This window comes from Cellulosimicrobium composti (genome assembly GCF_009711085.1).
Lineage (GTDB): Bacteria > Actinomycetota > Actinomycetes > Actinomycetales > Cellulomonadaceae > Cellulosimicrobium > Cellulosimicrobium composti.
The window spans coordinates 59,987-79,016 of record NZ_WMKA01000008.1 but is presented as its reverse complement, the minus strand read 5'-3'; the positions used below and the strand labels follow the sequence as shown (position 1 = coordinate 79,016).

Genomic DNA, 19,030 nt, shown 5'->3' with positions numbered 1-19,030 from the left:
GCGTGCTCAACGCGTCGTCAGAAACGACGCAGCCATGAAGCGCACTGGGGCCTCGCGCGCGAGGAGACGCGACAGGTCGCGCGTGAGGACGGTCGCCGGGCGTCCGTGGTGCCGCCTCCTGACCGACGCCGCGATCAGCGCATCGGCCGTCCCGGTGCGCGAGCGCGTGAGGTCGAGGAGCTTTCGGTCGGCGAGCGAGAGAACCCGATCGTAGTGCGGCGCGGCGGCGTCGAGCGCGTGGACGACCGCGCTCAGGTCACGACGTTCCTCGCTCGTCCACAGCTCGCGCTTCTGCCGATGGAAAACCGCTCCGAAGACGTGGATGCGCACGACCTTGACGGCGATCGCCCGACGGGCGGCCGGTGGAAGGGCGGTGAACCACGGCAGGGCGACGAGGTCGAGGACGAAGGCCAGCTCCTCGGCGATCGGACGCGGGGTGTACGTCACACGCTCGACAGCGTCGTCACCGATGACGTAGGCCGGGCCCCGCCGGTCGAACGCGACCTTCGCGCCGGCCCACAGCGCGGTCGCGAAGGCGACGTCCTCGCCCACGCGCAGACCTTCGCGCATGCGGAGCCCGAGCCGGTCGACCGTCTCACGTCGCACAAGCCCGAGCGGAGCGCTCCGGTAGGAGAGACGGTCCTCGACGAGGTCGAGGTCCCGGACACGACCGGGTCGCGCCGCCGGCGTCGGGACCCGCGCTCCGTTCGCGTGCGCGAGGCGCGGGATCACCACCTCCGCGCCCGTACCCCGCGCGACCTCCAGCCAGGACGCAAGCGCGCCGCGCTCGAGCCAGTCGTCGGATCCCATGATGCTCACGAAGGGCGCCTCGGCGCGGTCGAGCCCGAGATTGAACGGCCCGGCAGGACTTGGCACGCCGTCGCGCAACTCGAGCGTCCGTACCCGGTCGTCGCCGCCCGCCGCATGCACAGCCCCGAGCGCCTCGACGATCACGGCGGGATCGGTGTTGTGGCACACGACCGTGACCCGTGCGTGCACGCCGTCCTGCGCGAGCACCGAGGCGACCGCGCGGGCCACCGGACGACGAGGGTCGTGGACGGCCACCACGACGTCGACCTCCCGAGGTGTCACCTGCCCGCCTCTCGCCGGGCGCCCGCAGCGTCCCGGTAGGCGTCGGCGTAACCCTGCTGCACCGACTCGGGGCTGAACCGGTCCCCGATGGTGGCAGCGATCTCTGCGGCGTCGAGCGACCGGGTCCGAGCATCCGTCGCGACGATGGCGTCCGCGTACGCTCCGGCGTCCTGGACGTCCACGAGGCTGCCCACCTCGGAACGGATGTACTCGCCCTGGCCGCCGGTCGCCCCGACGACGACGGGACGTCCGTGCACCAGAGCCTCCGCGGCGGAGACGCAGAAGTTGTCGGCACGCGTGGGCAGGAAGAACATGTCGGCACCCGCGAGGACGTCAGAGACGCCCGTCGCGTCTTGCACGCCGGGCAGGTGGACCCGGTTGGCGACCCCCAGCTCGTTCGCCCGCCCGAGGACACGGTCCCTCAACGGTCCGGAACCGACCCACGTGAGCTCCGCCACGACGTCCCGCTCCCGGAGCGCCGCCACCGTCTCGACCGCCAGGACCGGGTCCTTCCTGTCGATGAGACCGCCGACGGCAGCCAGGCGCAGCACCTCGCCCCGTTCGGGACGTGGCGCGAGGGACGTCGGGCTCGGCACGATGCACGGGACGATGGCGGTCCTGCCCGACCGGACGTCGCGGATCGGGCGCGCAAGGTACTCGCACACCGCGGTGACGACGTCGGGTCGCGCGAGCAGGGGTCGCAGCACCGGCAGGGCGACCTGCCAGACCGCCGGCAACGTGCCCGGGTTCGTCAGGCCCGACCAGTGCTCGGTGTGGACCCAGGGCGCATCGGGGCGACCGAGCGCGAAGGGAAGGAGCGCGGAGAAGGCCATCGTGTGGACGAGGTCCGCCTCACGAAGGAGGGGACGCAGCTCACGCGCCGCGCGCGCTACATGGTCGGGCCTCTGGGTCGACATGACCACCCGGTGAACGCGAACACCACCCCGCTCGACCACGGACTCCCCGTCGTGGAGAGACGGCGGCACGAGGTGGACGACCTCGACCTCGTGGTCCCGCGAGAGCACCTCGACGTCCTTCTCGACGAACGGACCGAGCGACGGGCTCAACCCGGTCGGGTACCACGTGGTCACGGCGACGATCTTCATCACGGAGGACGCTACCAGGGCGACCGGATAGCATCGTCGCCCGTGAAGCTCCTCAGTGTCGTCGGCGCCCGTCCCCAGTTCGTCAAGCTCGCCCCGATCGCCCGCGCCGCGTCCGCGGCAGGCGTCGAGCACGTCATCGTGCACACCGGCCAGCACTACGATCCGATGCTGTCCGACGTGTTCTTCCAGGATCTCGAGATCCCCGACCCGGACGTCCACCTCGGAGTGGGGTCCGGAAGCCACGGCGTCCAGACGGGCGCCATCCTGGGGGCGCTCGACGGGGTGCTCGAGGAGCACCGTCCGGACTGGGTCCTCGCCTACGGCGACACCAACTCGACCCTCGCGGCCGCCGTCGCCGCGGTGAAGCTGCACTTCCGCCTCGCCCACCTCGAGGCGGGCCTGAGGTCGTTCAACCGGCGCATGCCCGAGGAGCACAACCGGGTCCTCACCGACCACGCCGCGGACCTGTGCCTCGCGCCCACCGACGTCGCCATGGGCCACCTCGCGGCCGAGGGTCTCGCCGAGCGGTCGGTCCTCGTGGGCGACGTGATGACGGACGTCCTGTTCCAGGTGCGCGACACGGTCGCAGAGCAACCTGTCGGCCTCCTGACGGAGCTCTCCCTCGAGCGCGGCGGGTACTACGTGGCGACGCTCCACCGCGCCGAGAACACCGACGACCCGCAGCGGCTCGGCACGATCGCCGCAGCCCTCTCGACGCTGGACCGCCCTGTGGTCCTCCTGGCGCACCCTCGCGTGGTCGCCAAGGCCGCTGTCCACGGCGTCGCCCTCGAACAGGGTTCGCTGCGGGTGCACGCTCCGCTCGCCTATCCCGACCTCGTCGCCGCCGTGCTCGCGAGCGCCGGGGTGGTGACGGACTCGGGTGGTCTCCAGAAGGAGGCGTTCCTCCTTCGGGTCCCGTGCACGACCGTCCGCACCGAGACCGAGTGGGTCGAGACGGTGGACCTGGGCTGGAACGTCCTTGCCGACACCGCGGACGAGATCTCCGCGGCCGTCCGCCGGCCCGCTCCCCGACCTACCGACACCGCTCCCTACGGCGACGGCAACGCCGCGCACCGCGTAATCAAGACGCTCGAGGCGCGCGCGTGAAGCGATCGGCGGCCGGCCCGCGATCCCAGCGCTTGAGGTGCAACTGCGGAGGCCCCACGCGGCAGGCTTACGCCCCGCGGACAGCGGGCCAACGGCGGTCCTTTACCGCACGTCGTCAGCCGTCTCGGCTGAGGCCGCGATGCGTTGGATTGCAGTGAGCCACGGGGCCGTCGCTGCCTCTGCCGAGAGGTCGCGCGCGGCAGAGGCGGACGACCGCTTCCACTCCATGACCTCGTCCGATGCCAGCCCGTCGAGGACCGTCGTCAGGTCCTGCGCTGTGAAACCCTCGGTGACCGCGCCCAGGCCGCGCTCCCGGACGATCGCGGCCATCTCAGGTGAAGGTCCCACGAGCACGGCGAGTCGCGCCTGGACGTAGTCAAACAGCTTGTTCGGCAGGGCCCACCGGTTGTTCTCGTTGATCGACGGCAGGACGTGGATTCCCACATCGTACTCGTTGAGCCTCTCAACAAGTTGCGCGTAAGGGACGGGATCGAGCACGCGCACCCGCTCCGAGCCGGCTACCCGCCTCTTCAGTTCGGCGAGGTGCTCCGGCTCGTTGGGCATCAGGTAAAGGTCCAACGTTACGTCGGCCGTCGATGCCTCGACCGCCTGGACGACCGACATCAGGCCGCGCGAGACCATCGCGTTCCCGCTGTGGACCAGTCGGATCGGACGACCGACTTCCCCCACCGCGAGGTCGACGAAGGGGGTCGCATTGAGAACTACCCCGGCATCGATCCCGAACTCCTGCGCGTACCTTGCAGCGATCATGGGCCCCACGGTGGTCGTCGAGCTGGCCCGGGTCACGTACGTCCGGCACAACCAACGGTAGTACGGGGCCACGAACCATCTCCAACGAGGCAGTTCGGAGTGCATCCCTGGCGCGTACTCGTGGAGGTCGGCATGCACCCCACCGCGTGGGCGGAGCGCGAGGGCGAGCGGGACCGCCTCGACATCGTTTGCCAGCACGACGTCGAAGCAGCGTCCCGTCAGCCTTGCTCGCGCCTCACGGACAGCCGCGTTCGTCCAGTAGACCCGCTTGTACTGCCGGAGGAGCAGCCACCGCGCGTCCTTCACCCAGGCTTGGCACTCCTCCGGAATCTCGACGTGCTCCGACACACCCTCGGGCCGCGGGCCGTGACCGCAGGTTCTCACGTCGAACTTCTCACTCAGGAGACGGACCTGCTTGAGCACCCTCGCGTCGCTCGCGATGCGCGAGAACGAGATGATCAGCACGGATGGACGGCTCATGCGCCCGACTCCAGCAAGCTGGCAAGTGTACGCTCCCACACGTCGACCTGAGCGTCCGCCGCGAGGGGTCGCGCCGCTCGGTCGCTGGCAGCCTTGAACGACGCGACCGTCTCCGGCGTCAGCCGATCAATCTGTGCTGCGAGATCCTCAGCCGTGAAGCCCTGCGCGACGAGTCCCAGCCCTCTCTGCGTGGTCACCGAAGCCATCTCTGGCGATGGTCCGACGAGCAACCCCAGCCGGGCCTGGACATAATCGAAGAACTTGTTGGGCAATGCCCACGCGTTGTTGAAGTTCACTGGTGGCAGGAGGTGGACTCCCACGTCGAAACCGTTGAGCAGCGGCACGAGTTCCGCGTACGGGACGGCATCGTTCACGCGAACGTGCGGAAGGGCCCCCGCGCGGCTGCGGAGCTCGTCGAGGTAACCCGGATCGTTGGGCACGAGGTACAGGTCCAAGGACACCGGGGCGGAGCTCAGTTCGACAGCGTCCAGCAAGAGCATGAGCTGCCGGTTGCGCAGGCACGCTCCGCTGTGTACGAGTCTGATCCGATCTCCGACCGGTCCCGGCCGGAGATCAGCGAACGGAGCTGCGTTCGTCACGACTTCGCAACGGAGCCCGATCTCGCGCTGGTACTCGTCCGCGAGCCCCTGAGATACCGTGGTGGCCGCGCCGGCACGAGTGCCGTACCGCCGGCACAGCCACGCGTAGTAGGGCCCGATCCGGCTACGCCACACATCGTCGTCTTCGTGGAGCCGGGGCGAGTACTCGTGGAGGTCTGCGAGCACACGCCGCTGCGGGACGAAGGAGAACGCAAGCGGAATGGTGTCGGGGTCGTTTGCGATCGCGAGGTCGAACCGGCGACCGCGCAGCTTCGCCCGCGCCTCAACCGCCTTGGGCGTGAGCCGGTGGGCGAGGGGATATGTACGCAGGGTGATGTAGCGACCGTGGTGGGTGCGCCAGTGCTCGTCCTCGATCCGGACGTGCTCTACCCGCGGGTCAGGCCGTGGACCGTAGCCGCACGTCGTCACGTCATAGATCCCCGCGAACCGCTTGATCTGCTTCAGGACGCGTGCGTCTGACGCGAGGCGGGAAAACGAGATGATGAGCAGAGAGGGACGCGGCGATCCGCTCACGTGGCTTGACCTTTCCGTCGAGGTGTGAGGTGCGCGACGACTTGCGCCGTGCGCCGACCGTTCTCGTCGGCGTCGCTCAGACGCCTCCACGTCTCGCGCGGCGCGAACCGCTCACGTTCAAGGAACGCCCGCTCGATCGACGCCGCGAGTTCGCTGGGTTCGACGTCTGCGGCGACCAGGATGCCAGAAGCGTGCGCCTCGCCAACGATCTCACCAGTACCGCCGACGTCGGTGGCGACCACGGGGACGTCGAACGAGAGCGCCTCCATGATGCTCACCGGGACGCCTTCGCTCGCGCTCGCGTTCACGAACACGTCAACAGAGGTGCTGCGGAAGAAGTCGATCACCTCGTCGTGGCTCATCTGGCCCCGCAATTCGACCTCGAGCCCGGCATCGGCGACCGCACTCGCACGCTCACGGAGATCGTGCTCGAGCGGTCCGCCACCGAGATGCACCCACCGAACCGGGCGCGACCGGCTCAGGGCATGGACAGCGTCCAGGATCAACGTCGTGCGCTTCACCGGCGTGAGGGACGAACACGAGACGACGACGAGCGGCCCACCGGCCACCCGCTGCGGCTGCACGCCGTGGTCCGCTGTCCCCAAACGAGAAAGCTCGATCCACGAGCTGTCAACGTGCTCAGGGTAGTGCTCCAGCAAGTAGTCGCGCCCATGTTCGGAGATGGCTAGGACGACGTCCGCCCGGTTCATCAAGCTCGCCCGCAGAGGCTGACCGGACCTCTGCTCCTCCTCGTAGAGGTCGTACCGGTGGAGCCGGAGCGCGACCGGTCCGGACGATCTCGGCAGCCCCGCGACCGCCAGCCCCGCCCCAGCAGCCCAGTATGCGTAGACCGTCGTACGCCAACCCGGCTCGCGGAGCGCGGCCCGGAGTCGTGCGTCTCGACCGCGCTTGATGCTGGCCAGCGCCGCCATCGTCTCGGTCCGCCACCTTCCCCGAAGGCGCCCGGCACGCCACTCGCGGACGAGCATACCGAGCAGGCGGGACGCCACCGAGGGCACGGCCAGGTGCCCCAGGGCACGTCGGCGACTGCCGCCTTTGACCGAGCCGCCGTACCTGACGCCGGGCGGCATCGCGACAAGTTCCTCGTCCCCGGGTTGCGGGTAGTTGAAGACCACGACGTCGTCGAAAGCGGAGGCGAGGTGCGGCACCTCCGTCTCAAGGAAGGCTGCGTCGCCACGAGCGAAGGGGTACTCGTTCGTGAGGAGGACGAGGCGGGAGCGCGTCACGTCGTGGTCCCCTGCCTCCGCCCCGGCCAGGTCACGTAGCGTACGAGACGGCGCAGGGTCCCTTCGCGATCGAAGATCCGCCACGGTGCCCGAGGCGTCCACCGGGCGACACGGGACGCGCGTCCGCGCTCGGCGCCGACCGCCCGGATGCGGTCAGGTCCGGTCGACTCGTCCAGCAGAACGTCCAGCACCGCGCGATCCGCACGAGAGAACGGGTCGAGCATCCGCGGAGCGAGCTGGACGCCCATCTGCGCGAGCTCCCGAGCGGCAGCGACGTCGTCCGCCGAGAACGCCTCGCCGGACGCTCGAGCAAGCAAGGCACCCAAGACGTGGACCCTGACCGTCTTGACGACGAACGCGTGGCGCTCTCGCGGCCCCAGTCCACGGATCCAGTCCGAGTCGAAGAGACCGCGGTACGCCTCGAGGTCCTGGCGAAAAGGTCGCGCCGTCATCGTGACACGGGTACCGGCGTCGGCCATGATCACGTAGCCCGGGTCGCGCGGGTGAAAGTCGATGCGGACGTCGGCGAACCACAACCTCGCCGAGAATTCCGCATCTTCACCCGTAGCGACGCCCGGCGTGAACCGCAGCCCGAGATCGTCCACGAGCGTCCTCCTGAACAGCGCCAGAGGGGCGGTCCGATAGGCGAGGCGGTCACGCACGGGGTCCAGGCGGCGCTCGCGCCGCCAGCGGCTCAGCGGGTTGGCCAACGGGGGGCCGTCGTCGTATCGCATCGGATAGACCAGGACGTCAGGACGGTCCGTCGCGACACGCCCCACCATGCGAGCTAACGCGCCAACCTCGAAGCGATCGTCCGAGCCGAGGAGACCCACGTACTCCGCGGTCGCCGCCTGGACACCGGCCGTGAACGGCCCCGCCGCGCTGCGGACTCCGTCCGCAAAGTCGATCCATGTCACGAGTGACGCCTCGTAGGCGTCGCGGAGGTCACCGAACGACTCCGCCGGCAGCCCGTGGCGGACGACGATCACCCGAACACCAGACGGCGCTCCGTCGAGAACTGAGTCGATCGCGCGGCGCAGGGGGCGCGCAGAGTCGTGCACCGCGATGACCACGTCTACGGTCGGCCCGCTCATGCCAGGCCCGCCAGAGTTGCCTGCACCGCGAACTCCGGCACGTCCCGGACGAGCTCGTCGAACGAGCCGGTCGCGACGAGTTTTCCGTCGCTCATGAAACAGACCTGATCCGCATGACGGATCGTCGCCAGACGGTGCGCCACAGAGACAAGCGTCACCTCGCCGTGCAGCGCACGCAGCGCTGCCGTCACGTCGGACTCCGTCTTGGTGTCGAGCGCACTCGTGGCCTCGTCCATGACGAGCACCAGCGGATCAGCAAACAGTGCGCGCGCGATCCCCAGGCGCTGCCTCTGACCGCCTGAGAGGGCGAGCCCGCGTTCTCCGACCCGTGACTCTAGCCCGCCGGGCCGCGCCAGCACCGCGTCGAGCAGCTGCGCCCGCCTGAGGGCCTCCCGAACCTTGTCCTTGTCGATCTCCTCGTCCCACGTGAGCGCGACGTTCTGAGCCACGGTGCCGTCGAAGATGGCGACGTCTTGAGGCACGTAGCCCACACGCCTGCGCCATGCACCGAGCACGTCTCCGAGCAGCGCGTCCCCGACGCGGATAGATCCTCTCTGCGGCACGATCAGTCCCAGCATGAGATCGACCAGGGTGCTCTTGCCGGACCCGGAGGCACCGACGAGCGCAACGGATGAGCCGAGCTCGATGCTCAGGTTCACATCCCGCACCGCGGCCTCCGACCGATCAGGGTAATTGAAGGTCACCCCTCGGAAGGCGATTCGCTCCGCGTCGTCGGGAAGGGTGTGTTTCCCGAGTTCCTCGGCACGTGCTGTGTAAGTCTTCGCCATCTCGATATCCGCCAGCACCGCGGAGACGTGGGCGGCGTTCGACGTGGCCGTCGTCACGACACCCTGAAAGCCGGTCAACGACGGCACCATGCGGAACCCCGCGACTGCGAACAGGGCGACCGCGCTGATCGCGCCTTCTGCCCCTGAGACGAGGTAGCTCACAGCGCCGACCAGGAGGAACCCGCCCACGAGCGCTGAGTCGATTACGAATCTGGGTACGGCACCCAGGAACGAGATGTTGGCGCGCGCATGAGTCGAACGCTGACGGTTCTCCCGGATGACAGAGGCGACCTCGCCGAACTTGTCGCGGAGGGTGATCTCCTTCAGCGCCCCGACCATTTCAGTCATTAGGCCCGCAACGCGCATCGAGTAGTCCCGGTTGACACGCCCTGCCTGCAGGGACTTGCGCGCCACCCAGAAGTAGAGAATTGCTCCGATTCCACCGAGATAGCACAGCGTGACGAGCGCGGTAACGGGTTGGGCAAGCAGAAGGACCGCAACGAGCGCCACGAAAGTCACAACGAGCGACGGCAGCATCAGCACGGGGAGGAGAAAACCGGCGATTGTGTTCGCGATACCCACGTCCGACAGCCGCACGAGTTCCGACGTCGTCCGCTTGAGGCGGTCGAGCCAAGGCGCCCGCATATACGACGCGAAGAGCTGGTCCCCAATCTCGAGCTCGAAATGCGCGAACCTGCGCGTGGCGAACCACTGGAGCGCGATGTTGGCAGCCGACTTCAGCAAGATCAGCGCCACGAGAACGACGATGATCCACGGGTACTGCGACGAATCGACCGTCCCAATCAACGGGACCTGCCCTTCGCCTCCTGTCGCCATGACGCTCACCACCGCGGCGAGCAAGCCGAGCGCCACGACGTCGACGAGCGCCAGGAGGCTGGACACGATCGCATGCCACACCAAGAACGCTCGTGCCCCTGGGGGGAGATAGGGAAGAAGCGCTCGGATCCGGTCGACGATGATCTTCATCGGGCTCCTTCCGGCAATGCCCCACGGATGATCTTCGCAGCCTCGCTCGCACGCGCGGTCCACGACGCGTTGGCGTCGACCCATCGAGCGAGCTGGCGGCGCTCCTCCCCGTCGAGAGCCTTCTCGAGCATCGTGACCATTTCGGCCGCGACGCTCTCGTCGTCCCAGTCGGCGGTGCGGCCGAGCCCTTGCTGCGCCACCACAGTTCGTGCGACGCCCGAGCCGGCGTAGAGCACAGGTGCGCCGGACGCCAGGCCGGCGAGGATCTTCGTGGGGAACGCCATGTCGTATCCGGCGCCCGGTCTCATGCTGACCAGGGCGGCCCGCGCTCCACGAAGCCACGCGGACGCCTCAGCCGGAGGAACAGGAGGCAGCATGCGCACGCATCGCCCACCGTCAGGGAGCTTCCGGGCCTCGCGTTCGATCGTCTGCCAGGATGCTCCCTGACCGAGATACACCAGGACCGCGTCGGGCACCTTCTCGCGCACGAGCGCCATCGCTCTGACGAACACCTCGGCCCCTTGCCACTGCGACATGGTCCCGGCGTAGACGACGTACGGTGCCGTTGGAGCGTTGGGGTGCGCGGAGCCGGCGGGCGTGAATACCGCCGTGTCGATCCCGTTGCGGACGAGTCGGACGCCACGAGCTCCCAGTTCTTTCGCGCGCTCCGCTACCCCGTCGGTCACAGCGATCACGGACGCCGCGCCCCGCATCACCCACGACTCGAGCGCGCGGAGTGCGCGAACCACGAACCGGGGCGCGAGCGCGGCCGACGCGTCGGACCAGATGTCCGCCGCGTAGTACACGTACGGGACGCGCCGGATCGCGCAGGCGAGGCGCACGGCGAGGCCGGTCGTCGGGGGCGGCTCCACCACGACAACGTCTGGGCGGGGAGCGACTAGCATCCGGAAGAACAGCGGTATGTCGAAGCTGAGGTACGGCACGTAGCCTCGGACGCTCCCGGTACGGTCGCGAAGGACGGGAAAGCGTCGGACGTCGACGCCGGAAGAGTGCTCTCCACGTTCACCGCCGCGCAGGGGCGCGCGCGACGTAAGCACCGTGACGCTCAGACCCTCGTTCACCAGCGCTGTCGCCAGCGCGCGAAGCCGGAACGCCGCGGCGGCCGGTTCGGGTGCGTAGATCCTCGTCGCCAAGGTCACTCGACCCATCGGCGTCATCCACCTTCCTATCGCATGAGCCCCGTGCGACCCTCGCGTCCGCTCCGCGGACGCCGGGACGCCTCGCAAGACACGCGAACGCTCCGCACGACCGAGAGAACACTACCTGGCACGCGGAGCGCGGATCACCGCCAGTCCCCCGTCTGCGAGCTTGGTGTACCGAACCGTTACAGAACGTTCCGCTCTCCGAGGAGCCGGATCCGAGACGTCACAGGGCACCCCATGCTCCCGAGGACACCTCTCTCGCAAAGCGGAAGACACGCTCTAGCCTGGAGGGGAATCGTACGCAAGGAACGAGGTGGCACGATGACGTGGACATGGCTGCGAGGGTCGCAGCAGCGACATGGGGCGGCGGTGGTCGCAGGGCTCGGGCTCGTGCTCGCCCTGCTGGGTGGCGCCCCGGCCCAGGCGTCGATCGTGACGGCCGAGCGCGTGAACCTACCGCCGTCCGGGACCGTAACGATCGCCGGCCACGGTTACGGGCACGGGATCGGGCTCTCGCAGTACGGTGCGCGCGGGGCGGCGACGCAGGGTGTGGGGTATAGGGCGATCCTCGACTTCTACTACCCGGGCACCGCGCACACCGGCCAGCGCGACTCCCCGATCCGGGCACTCGTCTCCGCTGACACGGACAACGACGTGCGAGTCGTCGCCGTCCCGGGGATGACCGTGAGGGACGCGGCCGGGACGGTGCGAACCCCCCAGTTCGCAGGACGTACGGTCACGCAGTGGCGCGTCGTCCGCTCGGGAGCCGACCTCCATGTCGACGGCCTCTCCGCGGGCAGCTGGGTTCGCTGGTCCACCCTGCGGACCACGCACCTCGATTTCGCGACCCCCGGAGATACAGTCCAGCTCGTCGTCCCTGACGGGACACGACGAGAGTACCGAGGCTTGATCCGGGCTGTCGCCGACGGTTCCTCCCCGGGCTTGCGCTCGGTGAACCAGGTCTCGATGGAGAGCTATCTCCGTTCTGTCGTCCCCGCCGAGTCACCGTCCAGCTGGCCCTACGACGCCCTGCGCGCACAGGCTGTCGCTGCACGCACCTACGCCTCGTTCGACCGACGGGCCGCAGGTTCGCGTGCGTGGGACACGTGCGACACGACGCAGTGCCAGGTCTATCGCGGCTACCGGACCCTAAACGGGAGTGGCTCGGTCGTCACAGTCCACGAGGCCGCGCGCACCGACACGGCGATCCGCGAGACGGCCGGGCAGATTCGGACATACGGGGGCGCACCGGCGTTCACGCAGTTCAGCTCGTCCAACGGCGGCTGGACGAAGACGGGGAGCCAACCGTACCTGGTGGCGAGGGCAGATCCCTGGGACGCAGTCGGCAATCCGGTCCATTCGTGGAGCGTCTCCGTTTCGGTCTCCCAGTTCGCCGCCGCGTTCCCAGGGATCGGCCAGATTCGGAGCATCGAGGTTCGTACCCGAACCGCCAATGGGGAGTGGGGCGGCCGCGTCGAGAGCGTGACGGTGACCGGTACGCAGGGTCAGCAGACCACGACGGGTGCCGGCATCCGGTCCGCGCTGGGGCTTCGGAGCGACTGGTGGAAGATCACGGGCTCGACACGCCTGGACACCGACTTCAGCACGGACGGTCGACCGGATCTTCTCGTCCAGAAGGACGACGGCGCGCTCGACCACTACGAGGGTACGGGTGCCGGAACCTTCGGTAGGGTCACGCAGGTTGGCGAGGGCTGGCAGGCGATGCGCATAGCCGTACGTGCCAACGACCTTACCGGGAATGGGCGCGTCGACGTCCTCGCGGTCGACGCCGCAGGCCGGATGTGGCGGTACCCGATCAACGGCGCAGGTCGGTTCGGACCGCGTGTGGCCGTAGGCCCGGGCTGGGGTTCGATGACGACCGTCGTCGCGCCCGGAGATGTCGACGGCGACGGGGACTCCGACATCTTGGCCGTCGACAACATGGGCACGATGTGGCTCTACGCGGGCAACGGTCGCGGAGGCTTCGGCTCGAAGGTCCGTGTCGGCCCAGGTTGGGGCTCCATGACGAACGTGGTCGGCGGAGGCGACTGGAACGACGACGGTCATTCCGACTTCCTCGCGACGGACGCGGCGGGGACCTTGTTCCTCTACCGGGGCAACGGCAAAGGGGGCTTCGCGGCGACGCCGATCGGCCAGGGGTGGTCGCCGATGCGCCTCGTCTCCACGACGGAGGACCTCGACGGCGATGGACGACCGGATCTGGTCGCAGCCGATCCCGGTGGAACGCTCTACCTCTACGCGTGGTCAGGGACAAGTTTCCCGCGCCGCACTGCCATTGGTCCGGGCTGGACTTCGGTGGAGCGCCTCGTCTGACTACTGGGAAAGAAAGCAGCCGAGTCCCGCGGTCCTGGGACAGCAGGCTCCCGACTCAGAACACCACTGCTCCCGACGACACCTGGCCGAACGGCCGGGCCGCAAGGAATCCACCCTTGCCGTTGCCCGGGTAGAGACGGACCGATCCGCCGGCGTCGACGAAGACGAGGTCAGGCACGCCGTCGGACGTCGCGTCGCCCACTCCGACAATTGCGGATGCACCGCCCCAGCCCCACCCGATCTGCTGGGCGGGCCCGAGCTGACCAGCCCCGTTCCCCTTGCGCAGGATCAGGTCGCCACCTTCCCGGGTCACGAGGTCGTGGCTCCCTCCGGTCCACGTCCCGACGCTCACGATCATGTCTGCACGGGTGGCGCCGCTCCCGATAAGCACTCGCGACTTAAAGGCACCGTGCGCCGTTCCGGGGTACAGCCAGATCCGGCCAGTGGAGGCCTCGAGCGCGAGGATGCCGGGCTCACCGTCAGCACCGAAGCTCGGTGCACCCACGATGTCACGCATGCCCTCCCATCCGCGACCGATCTGGTTGCCGGTGCTGCTGAAGGTCCCCGTTCCTGTACCCCGGTGCAGAAAAAGGCTCCCCGCTCGGTCGCGCACGACGAGGTCCGGCCGACCGTCACCGTCCCAGTCGCCCGGCACAATGACGTCCGAACCGCGTGCCGCGCGCACCGATGTCGAGAACGAGCTCGTCAACTGCCCGCTGCGGACGTATGGGTAGCGGTGAAGCACCCCGCTCCGGGACACCGGGTAGAACTCGACGGTCTCCCCGCTCCGCGTCACCAAAACCGTGGAAAACTGTTGCCAGTCCTGGCCGATCTGGACGGGGCTACGGAAGGATCCGTCACCGTTGCCGGGGTACAGCAGGAGCCGCCCGGCGCCGTCGCGAGCGACGAGGTCGAACGCGCCGTCTCCGGTCGCGTCACCGGGCCCCAGGACCGACGTCATCGTGTTCCACCCGGTTCCTTGAGGCCGGCTCACCGCGAAATTCCCCCGCCCGTCACCGACGTACGTCACGAGCCGACCGTCAGGTTGCTGGGCCACGAGCGACGGTCGGCCATCACTCAGGTCGCCCATCAAGGTGATCGCGGACATCTGCTGCCACGCCCAGCCGATCTGCCGTGAACCTCGGAAGCCACCCGCGCCACTGTTGGAGTAGAGCCATAGGGACCCGTCGCTGCTACGGCGCGCCAGCAGGTCGGGACGGCCGTCCCCGTCCCAGTCGTGACCCCCGACGACCGCGTCCATCACGCTCCAGCCGGATCCGATGAATCGTCGGGGCTGCCAGCCGGAGCCGCTCGACCCATAGAAGTACAGTCGCCCCGTGCGGTCGATCAGCATGAGGTCGCCACGGCCGTTGCCGTCGAAATCGCCGGGTGAGAAGACCCTCCCGTCATTCCAGCCAGGCCCGTACCTCGTGGACGCCGACCACGTGCGGCCAGCTGTGACCAGCGAGACGACGCCTCCATTCTCAGCGAGGAGCTCAGGGAAGCCATCGCCCGTGAGGTCGCGTACAAGCGGTCCGCGAAGCGGGCTCGGCTGGAGGTTGGCGGCGCGCGAGCGCAGCTCACCGAGCCGCGCGTACAGGTTGGCCCCGGGACACGCGGTCTGGCCGACGTCTCGATGCCCGACGACTGCGGGCAGCGTCCGGCCGTCGATGCTCGCCGTCCCGTTCGCCCGGACGCCGTGGAGCGAGAGCTTCCACGCGAGGAGACGCGACATCGCGTCCATGGCGGCCGCGGGGACCGAGGCCTGGTCGTAGTTGCCCATGAGCGACAGCCCGAACGTGTGCGAGTTGACCCCCGCCGCGTGCGCGCCCACGATGGCCCGCTCGACCCCGCCTGCGCGCCCTTCCCAGATGCGGCCGAACTTGTCGACGAGGAAGTTGTAGCCGATGTCGCCCCAGCCGCGGGACTGCGCATGGTAGGTGTAGATGCCCCGGATGATCGAGGGGACCTGGGCTGCGGTGTAGTTGTTGGAACCAGCGGTGTGATGGACGACGGCACCGTTGACGCGCCCGACCTGGGGGGTCCACGTCATGATCGACTCGTCGGCGCCCCACTGCGCCCGGGTGTTGATCGCCGGACGCGCCACCGCGGCCGTCGTGAAGGCGTCCGGCGTCCCCGTCGAGACCCCGGACGCGGACTCGTCGACGATCGCGGGCGCCGGCACGGCGTCCGGGTCCCCGACGAAGCTGGCGTTCGCGACCGTGGGTTCGGCGTCGGCCTCGCCCGGCTCGATCACGACGAGCCGGATGTCCTGCGGCAGCGCCTCGCCCGCGCCGCGGACCGCGACCTCGACCTCGTCGACCGCGCCGACGAAGGCCGGCTCGGTCCCGTCACGAACCTCCGTCGCCGCCGACCCGAGGTCGTCGGCACCCGGGTCCTCCGAGACGACGTCCTCCTGCTCGAGGAGTGCCCACTCCGACCAAGCGTCCGCCGTGCGCGACCGCATGACGACGCTGGCCCCCTCCGGCGCGGTGCCGTGCGCCCACGTGACGCCCACCACGGCGAGGCCGGACGTCTGTCCCGAGGTCGCGACGACGGTCCCGGCGCTCTCGGGGACACCAGCCTGCTCGAAGGGGTCGTCCGGAGCGGCCTGCGTGCCGAGCGTCTCGGGGCCCTGGTCCACCGTGAGCTCCGCGACCTCGGACTCGATCCCCTCGCTGCCGCCGTCGGGCTGGAGGGTCTTGCCGACGGGCTCCGACGTGGCGGGCGCGGCGATCGCGACCGTGAGAGGTAGCGCGAGCGCGGCGGCGCCCGCCACGACGATTCGAAGTGACTTTCCGAGCCGGCGTCGAGCCCGCATCGTTCCTCCCCTGCGATCGAGATGTGTGCCTTGGGCACGCTCTCGACACCGTACGGTCACAGGAGGAACTCCGCATGGCGGGGCGCCAGCGCTCAGAGGGAGATCGTCGATCCCGTCCGCGACGACTCGAGCACGGCCTCGGCGACCTCGAGGGTCCGAAGGCCCTCCTCCATGGTCACGACATCCTGGCGGAGGCCGAGCACCGCGTCCCGGAACGCCTCGTGCTCCACGCGCAGCGGCTCCCGCTTGGCGAAGGCGTAGCGGGTGACGTCTCCCTCCGAGACGCCCCGGAAAGCGGAGACGGCCTCCCACTCCGTGGGGATGACGCCGTTGGCGTAGAACGTCAGGTCGGCGGTCCCCGTGTCGGCGACGAACGCACCGCGCTCACCCGTGACGATGGTGACGCGCTCCTTCATCGGCGAGAGCCAGTTGACGACATGGTTGGTCACGACGCCGTTCTCGAGACGCCCGATGGCCGTCACCATGTCCTCGTGCGGACGACCGCTGCGGTGCGTGGTTTGCGCCGCGACCGAGCGGTAGTGGCTCTGGGCGACCCACGCGGTGAGGTCGATGTCGTGCGTGCCGAGGTCCTTCACCACGCCCACGTCGGCGATGCGTGACGGGAAGGGTCCCTGGCGTCGCGTAGCGATCTGGTAGACCTCGCCCAGCTCACCGGCCTCCATCCGGCGCCGCAGCTCCTGGAGCGCCGGGTTGAACCGCTCGATGTGCCCAACGGCACCGACGAGGCCGGCGGCCGCGAACGCGTCGACCACCTTGCGTCCGGCCTCGCTCGTCGCCGCGATAGGCTTCTCGACGAGGGTGTGGACCCCGGTGGCGGCGAGAGCGAGCGCCACCTCCTCGTGGAAGACCGTCGGGACGGCGACGACCGCCATCTGGATGCCGCTGTCGATCAGTCCCTGGACGTCCGGGAGGACGTCGAGGTCGCCGGCCACGCCGTAGGGGTCACCGCCCGGGTCGGCGACGGCCACGAGGTCGACACCGTCGATCTCGCGGAGCACCCGGGCGTGGTGCCGGCCCATGGCTCCGAGCCCGATGAGGCCCGCACGCAGGTCTGCCATCACGCACCAGCCTTCACGACGGTGTTGACCGCGGTGACGATGCGGTCGAGGTCCTCCTGCGTGAGCGAGGGGTGCACCGGGAGCGAGATCACCTGCTGAGCGGCGATCTCCGTCTCGGGGAGGTCGAGGTCGGGTGCGAAGTGCTTGAGGCTCTCGAGGCGGTGGTTCGGGATCGGGTAGTAGACGCCCGATCCGACGCCGTGCTCCTCGCGGAGCGCCGTCACCACCCGGTCGCGGTCGTCGGCGACCCGGATCGTGTACTGGTGGTAGACGTGCACCGCGCCGTCAGCGACCGGCGGCGTGACGACGCCTTCGAGGTTCTCCGAGAGGAACGCCGCGTTGCGCTGGCGATCAGCCGTCCAGCCCTGGACCTTCGTGAGCTGGACCCGCCCGATCGCCGCGTGGACGTCGGTCATCCGTGCGTTGAACCCGACGAGCTCGTTCGCGTACTGGCGCTCCATGCCCTGGTTGCGCAGGAGGCGGACGTTGCGCGCGATCTCGTCCGTCGCGCACGACACCATGCCGCCCTCCCCCGAGGTCATGTTCTTCGTGGGATAGAGGCTGAACATCGCGAACGAGCCGAACGAACCGACGGGGCGTCCTGCCAGCGTCGCGCCGTGCGCCTGGGCCGCGTCCTCGAACAGCAGCAGCCCGTGCTCGTCCGCGACCGCGCCGAGAGCCGTCATGTCGGCGGGGTGCCCGTAGAGGTGCACCGGCATGATCGCCTTGGTGCGCTCGGTGATCGCGGCGCGCACCGCGTCGGGCGACAGGCAGAAGTGGTCCGGCTCGATGTCCGCGAACACCGGCGTCGCACCGGTCAGCGCGACCGAGTTCGCGGTCGCCGCGAACGTGAACGACGGGACGATGACCTCGTCGCCGGGGCCGATGCCCGCGGCGAGGAGGCCCAGGTGGAGCCCGGAGGTCCCGGAGTTGACGGCGACGCACGTGCGCCCGCCGACGAGCACGTCGGCGAACTCCTGCTCGAAGGCGGCGACCTCCGGGCCCTGGGCGATCATCCCGCTGCGCAGCACGCGGTCCACGGCCGCTCGCTCGTCGTCCCCGACGATCGGCTTCGCCGCGGGGATCAGTGTCTGGCTCATTCGGCCGCAACCTCTCTGATGGTCTCGTCGTGCTCTTCGTAGCGAACCCCTGTCACCGGGCAGACCCAGTGCTCGCCGTCCTGCTCCAGCGGTCGGCCCGCTCGCCCGACCCAGCCGACGCGCCGCGCGGGAACCCCGACGACGATGGCGTGGTCCGGGACGTCCTTGGTGACGACGGCGCCGGCGGCCACGGTCGCCCAGGCGCCGATCGTCACGGGGGCGACGCACACGGCGCGAGCTCCGATCGCGGCCCCCTCGCCGATCGTCACGCCGACGGCGTGCCAGTCGTCCGCGCTCTTCAGCGACCCGTCGGGGTTGACCGCGCGCGGGTACGTGTCGTTGGTCAGCACCACGGCGGGCCCGATGAAGACGCCGTCCGCGAGCGTCGCCGGCTCGTACACGAGGGCGTAGTTCTGCACCTTGCAGTTCCGGCCCATCTGCACGCCGGTGCCGATGTAGGCGCCCCGTCCTACGACGCACGACTCCCCCATCGACACCCCCTCACGCACCTGGGCGAGGTGCCAGATCTGGCTGCCGTCGCCGATCGCGGCATTCTCGGCGACATCGGCGCTGGGTGCGATGCGCACACTCATGATGGGAAGAGCTCCTCGCTCTCGACAGCAGTGGGCGGGCTCACTCTAACCGCGGCGCCGCGTCGGCCAGCCTACCGACGCGGTCGGCGCGGGACGACAGACCTTCGTCCCGACCTCGCTCCGGATGCTGCAAGA

14 protein-coding genes are annotated in these 19,030 nt (G+C 69.4%); 2 read left to right on the top strand and 12 right to left on the bottom strand.

Annotation, left to right across the window (positions count from 1 at the left end):
* Positions 1 to 6: 6 nt before the first annotated feature.
* Complete coding sequence (locus tag GJV82_RS05630; RefSeq protein ID WP_318657330.1) at positions 7 to 1,065, bottom strand: glycosyltransferase family A protein; 1,059 nt, start codon at positions 1,063 to 1,065, stop codon at positions 7 to 9.
* A gap of 23 nt (positions 1,066 to 1,088) precedes the next feature.
* On the bottom strand, positions 1,089 to 1,925 hold the full coding sequence (locus GJV82_RS05625) for a glycosyltransferase (protein ID WP_225873135.1): 837 nt from the start codon (positions 1,923 to 1,925) through the stop codon (positions 1,089 to 1,091).
* A 315-nt stretch (positions 1,926 to 2,240) separates the two neighbouring features.
* Between GJV82_RS05625 and wecB the strand changes: the two genes are divergently transcribed.
* Positions 2,241 to 3,305, top strand: a complete 1,065-nt coding sequence (wecB, locus tag GJV82_RS05620) for a non-hydrolyzing UDP-N-acetylglucosamine 2-epimerase (protein WP_318657317.1) — start codon at positions 2,241 to 2,243, stop codon at positions 3,303 to 3,305.
* 102 nt (positions 3,306 to 3,407) lie between these two features.
* Here the strand turns inward: wecB and GJV82_RS05615 are convergent, their stop codons facing one another.
* Genes GJV82_RS05615 through GJV82_RS05590 form a run of 6 tightly spaced genes read right to left on the bottom strand, consistent with a single transcriptional unit; the run spans position 3,408 to position 10,983 of the window.
* Positions 3,408 to 4,541: a glycosyltransferase family protein gene (locus GJV82_RS05615; protein ID WP_196217190.1), complete on the bottom strand. Its 1,134-nt coding sequence runs from the start codon at positions 4,539 to 4,541 to the stop codon at positions 3,408 to 3,410.
* 11 nt (positions 4,542 to 4,552) lie between these two features.
* Positions 4,553 to 5,689 carry a glycosyltransferase family protein gene (locus tag GJV82_RS05610; RefSeq protein ID WP_318657316.1) on the bottom strand — a complete coding sequence of 379 codons (1,137 nt, stop codon included), beginning with the start codon at positions 5,687 to 5,689 and terminating at the stop codon, positions 4,553 to 4,555.
* On the bottom strand, positions 5,686 to 6,936 hold the full coding sequence (locus tag GJV82_RS20675; protein WP_155098538.1) for a glycosyltransferase: 1,251 nt from the start codon (positions 6,934 to 6,936) through the stop codon (positions 5,686 to 5,688). The genes GJV82_RS05610 and GJV82_RS20675 overlap by 4 nt, the downstream gene beginning before the upstream one ends.
* Positions 6,933 to 8,030 (bottom strand): glycosyltransferase family 2 protein, encoded by a 1,098-nt coding sequence (locus tag GJV82_RS05600; protein WP_155098537.1) that lies wholly within the window; start codon positions 8,028 to 8,030, stop codon positions 6,933 to 6,935. The genes GJV82_RS20675 and GJV82_RS05600 overlap by 4 nt, the downstream gene beginning before the upstream one ends.
* Complete coding sequence (locus GJV82_RS05595; protein WP_155098536.1) at positions 8,027 to 9,805, bottom strand: ABC transporter ATP-binding protein; 1,779 nt, start codon at positions 9,803 to 9,805, stop codon at positions 8,027 to 8,029. Before GJV82_RS05595 ends, GJV82_RS05600 begins: the two co-directional genes overlap by 4 nt.
* Positions 9,802 to 10,983 carry a glycosyltransferase family 4 protein gene (locus GJV82_RS05590; RefSeq protein ID WP_155098535.1) on the bottom strand — a complete coding sequence of 394 codons (1,182 nt, stop codon included), beginning with the start codon at positions 10,981 to 10,983 and terminating at the stop codon, positions 9,802 to 9,804. The genes GJV82_RS05595 and GJV82_RS05590 overlap by 4 nt, the downstream gene beginning before the upstream one ends.
* A gap of 417 nt (positions 10,984 to 11,400) precedes the next feature.
* Here GJV82_RS05590 and GJV82_RS05585 point away from each other — a divergent pair, with 417 nt between their 5' ends.
* Positions 11,401 to 13,302: a SpoIID/LytB domain-containing protein gene (locus tag GJV82_RS05585; RefSeq protein ID WP_196217189.1), complete on the top strand. Its 1,902-nt coding sequence runs from the start codon at positions 11,401 to 11,403 to the stop codon at positions 13,300 to 13,302.
* Between the two features lie 55 nt (positions 13,303 to 13,357).
* Here the strand turns inward: GJV82_RS05585 and GJV82_RS05580 are convergent, their stop codons facing one another.
* From GJV82_RS05580 to GJV82_RS05565, 4 genes are all read right to left on the bottom strand, one after another.
* Positions 13,358 to 16,123 carry an FG-GAP-like repeat-containing protein gene (locus GJV82_RS05580; protein ID WP_155098533.1) on the bottom strand — a complete coding sequence of 922 codons (2,766 nt, stop codon included), beginning with the start codon at positions 16,121 to 16,123 and terminating at the stop codon, positions 13,358 to 13,360.
* Positions 16,124 to 16,215: 92 nt separating this feature from the next.
* Positions 16,216 to 17,202, bottom strand: a complete 987-nt coding sequence (locus GJV82_RS05575) for a Gfo/Idh/MocA family protein (RefSeq protein WP_155098532.1) — start codon at positions 17,200 to 17,202, stop codon at positions 16,216 to 16,218.
* Positions 17,202 to 18,302 carry a DegT/DnrJ/EryC1/StrS family aminotransferase gene (locus GJV82_RS05570; protein ID WP_155098531.1) on the bottom strand — a complete coding sequence of 367 codons (1,101 nt, stop codon included), beginning with the start codon at positions 18,300 to 18,302 and terminating at the stop codon, positions 17,202 to 17,204. Before GJV82_RS05570 ends, GJV82_RS05575 begins: the two co-directional genes overlap by 1 nt.
* Positions 18,299 to 18,895, bottom strand: a complete 597-nt coding sequence (locus GJV82_RS05565; protein ID WP_155098530.1) for an acyltransferase — start codon at positions 18,893 to 18,895, stop codon at positions 18,299 to 18,301. Before GJV82_RS05565 ends, GJV82_RS05570 begins: the two co-directional genes overlap by 4 nt.
* Positions 18,896 to 19,030: the final 135 nt, after the last annotated feature.

Excerpts from the sequence above, each read along its gene's own strand:
- GJV82_RS05625 (WP_225873135.1), bottom strand. The coding sequence starts at position 1,925 with ATGGCCTTCTCCGCGCTCCTTCCCTTCGCGCTCGGTCGCCCCGATGCG.
- GJV82_RS05600 (WP_155098537.1), bottom strand. The coding sequence starts at position 8,030 with ATGAGCGGGCCGACCGTAGACGTGGTCATCGCGGTGCACGACTCTGCG.
- GJV82_RS05595 (WP_155098536.1), bottom strand. The coding sequence starts at position 9,805 with ATGAAGATCATCGTCGACCGGATCCGAGCGCTTCTTCCCTATCTCCCC.
- GJV82_RS05590 (WP_155098535.1), bottom strand. The coding sequence starts at position 10,983 with ATGACGCCGATGGGTCGAGTGACCTTGGCGACGAGGATCTACGCACCC.
- GJV82_RS05580 (WP_155098533.1), bottom strand. The coding sequence starts at position 16,123 with ATGCGGGCTCGACGCCGGCTCGGAAAGTCACTTCGAATCGTCGTGGCG.
- GJV82_RS05575 (WP_155098532.1), bottom strand. The coding sequence starts at position 17,202 with ATGGCAGACCTGCGTGCGGGCCTCATCGGGCTCGGAGCCATGGGCCGG.
- GJV82_RS05570 (WP_155098531.1), bottom strand. The coding sequence starts at position 18,302 with ATGAGCCAGACACTGATCCCCGCGGCGAAGCCGATCGTCGGGGACGAC.
- GJV82_RS05565 (WP_155098530.1), bottom strand. The coding sequence starts at position 18,895 with ATGAGTGTGCGCATCGCACCCAGCGCCGATGTCGCCGAGAATGCCGCG.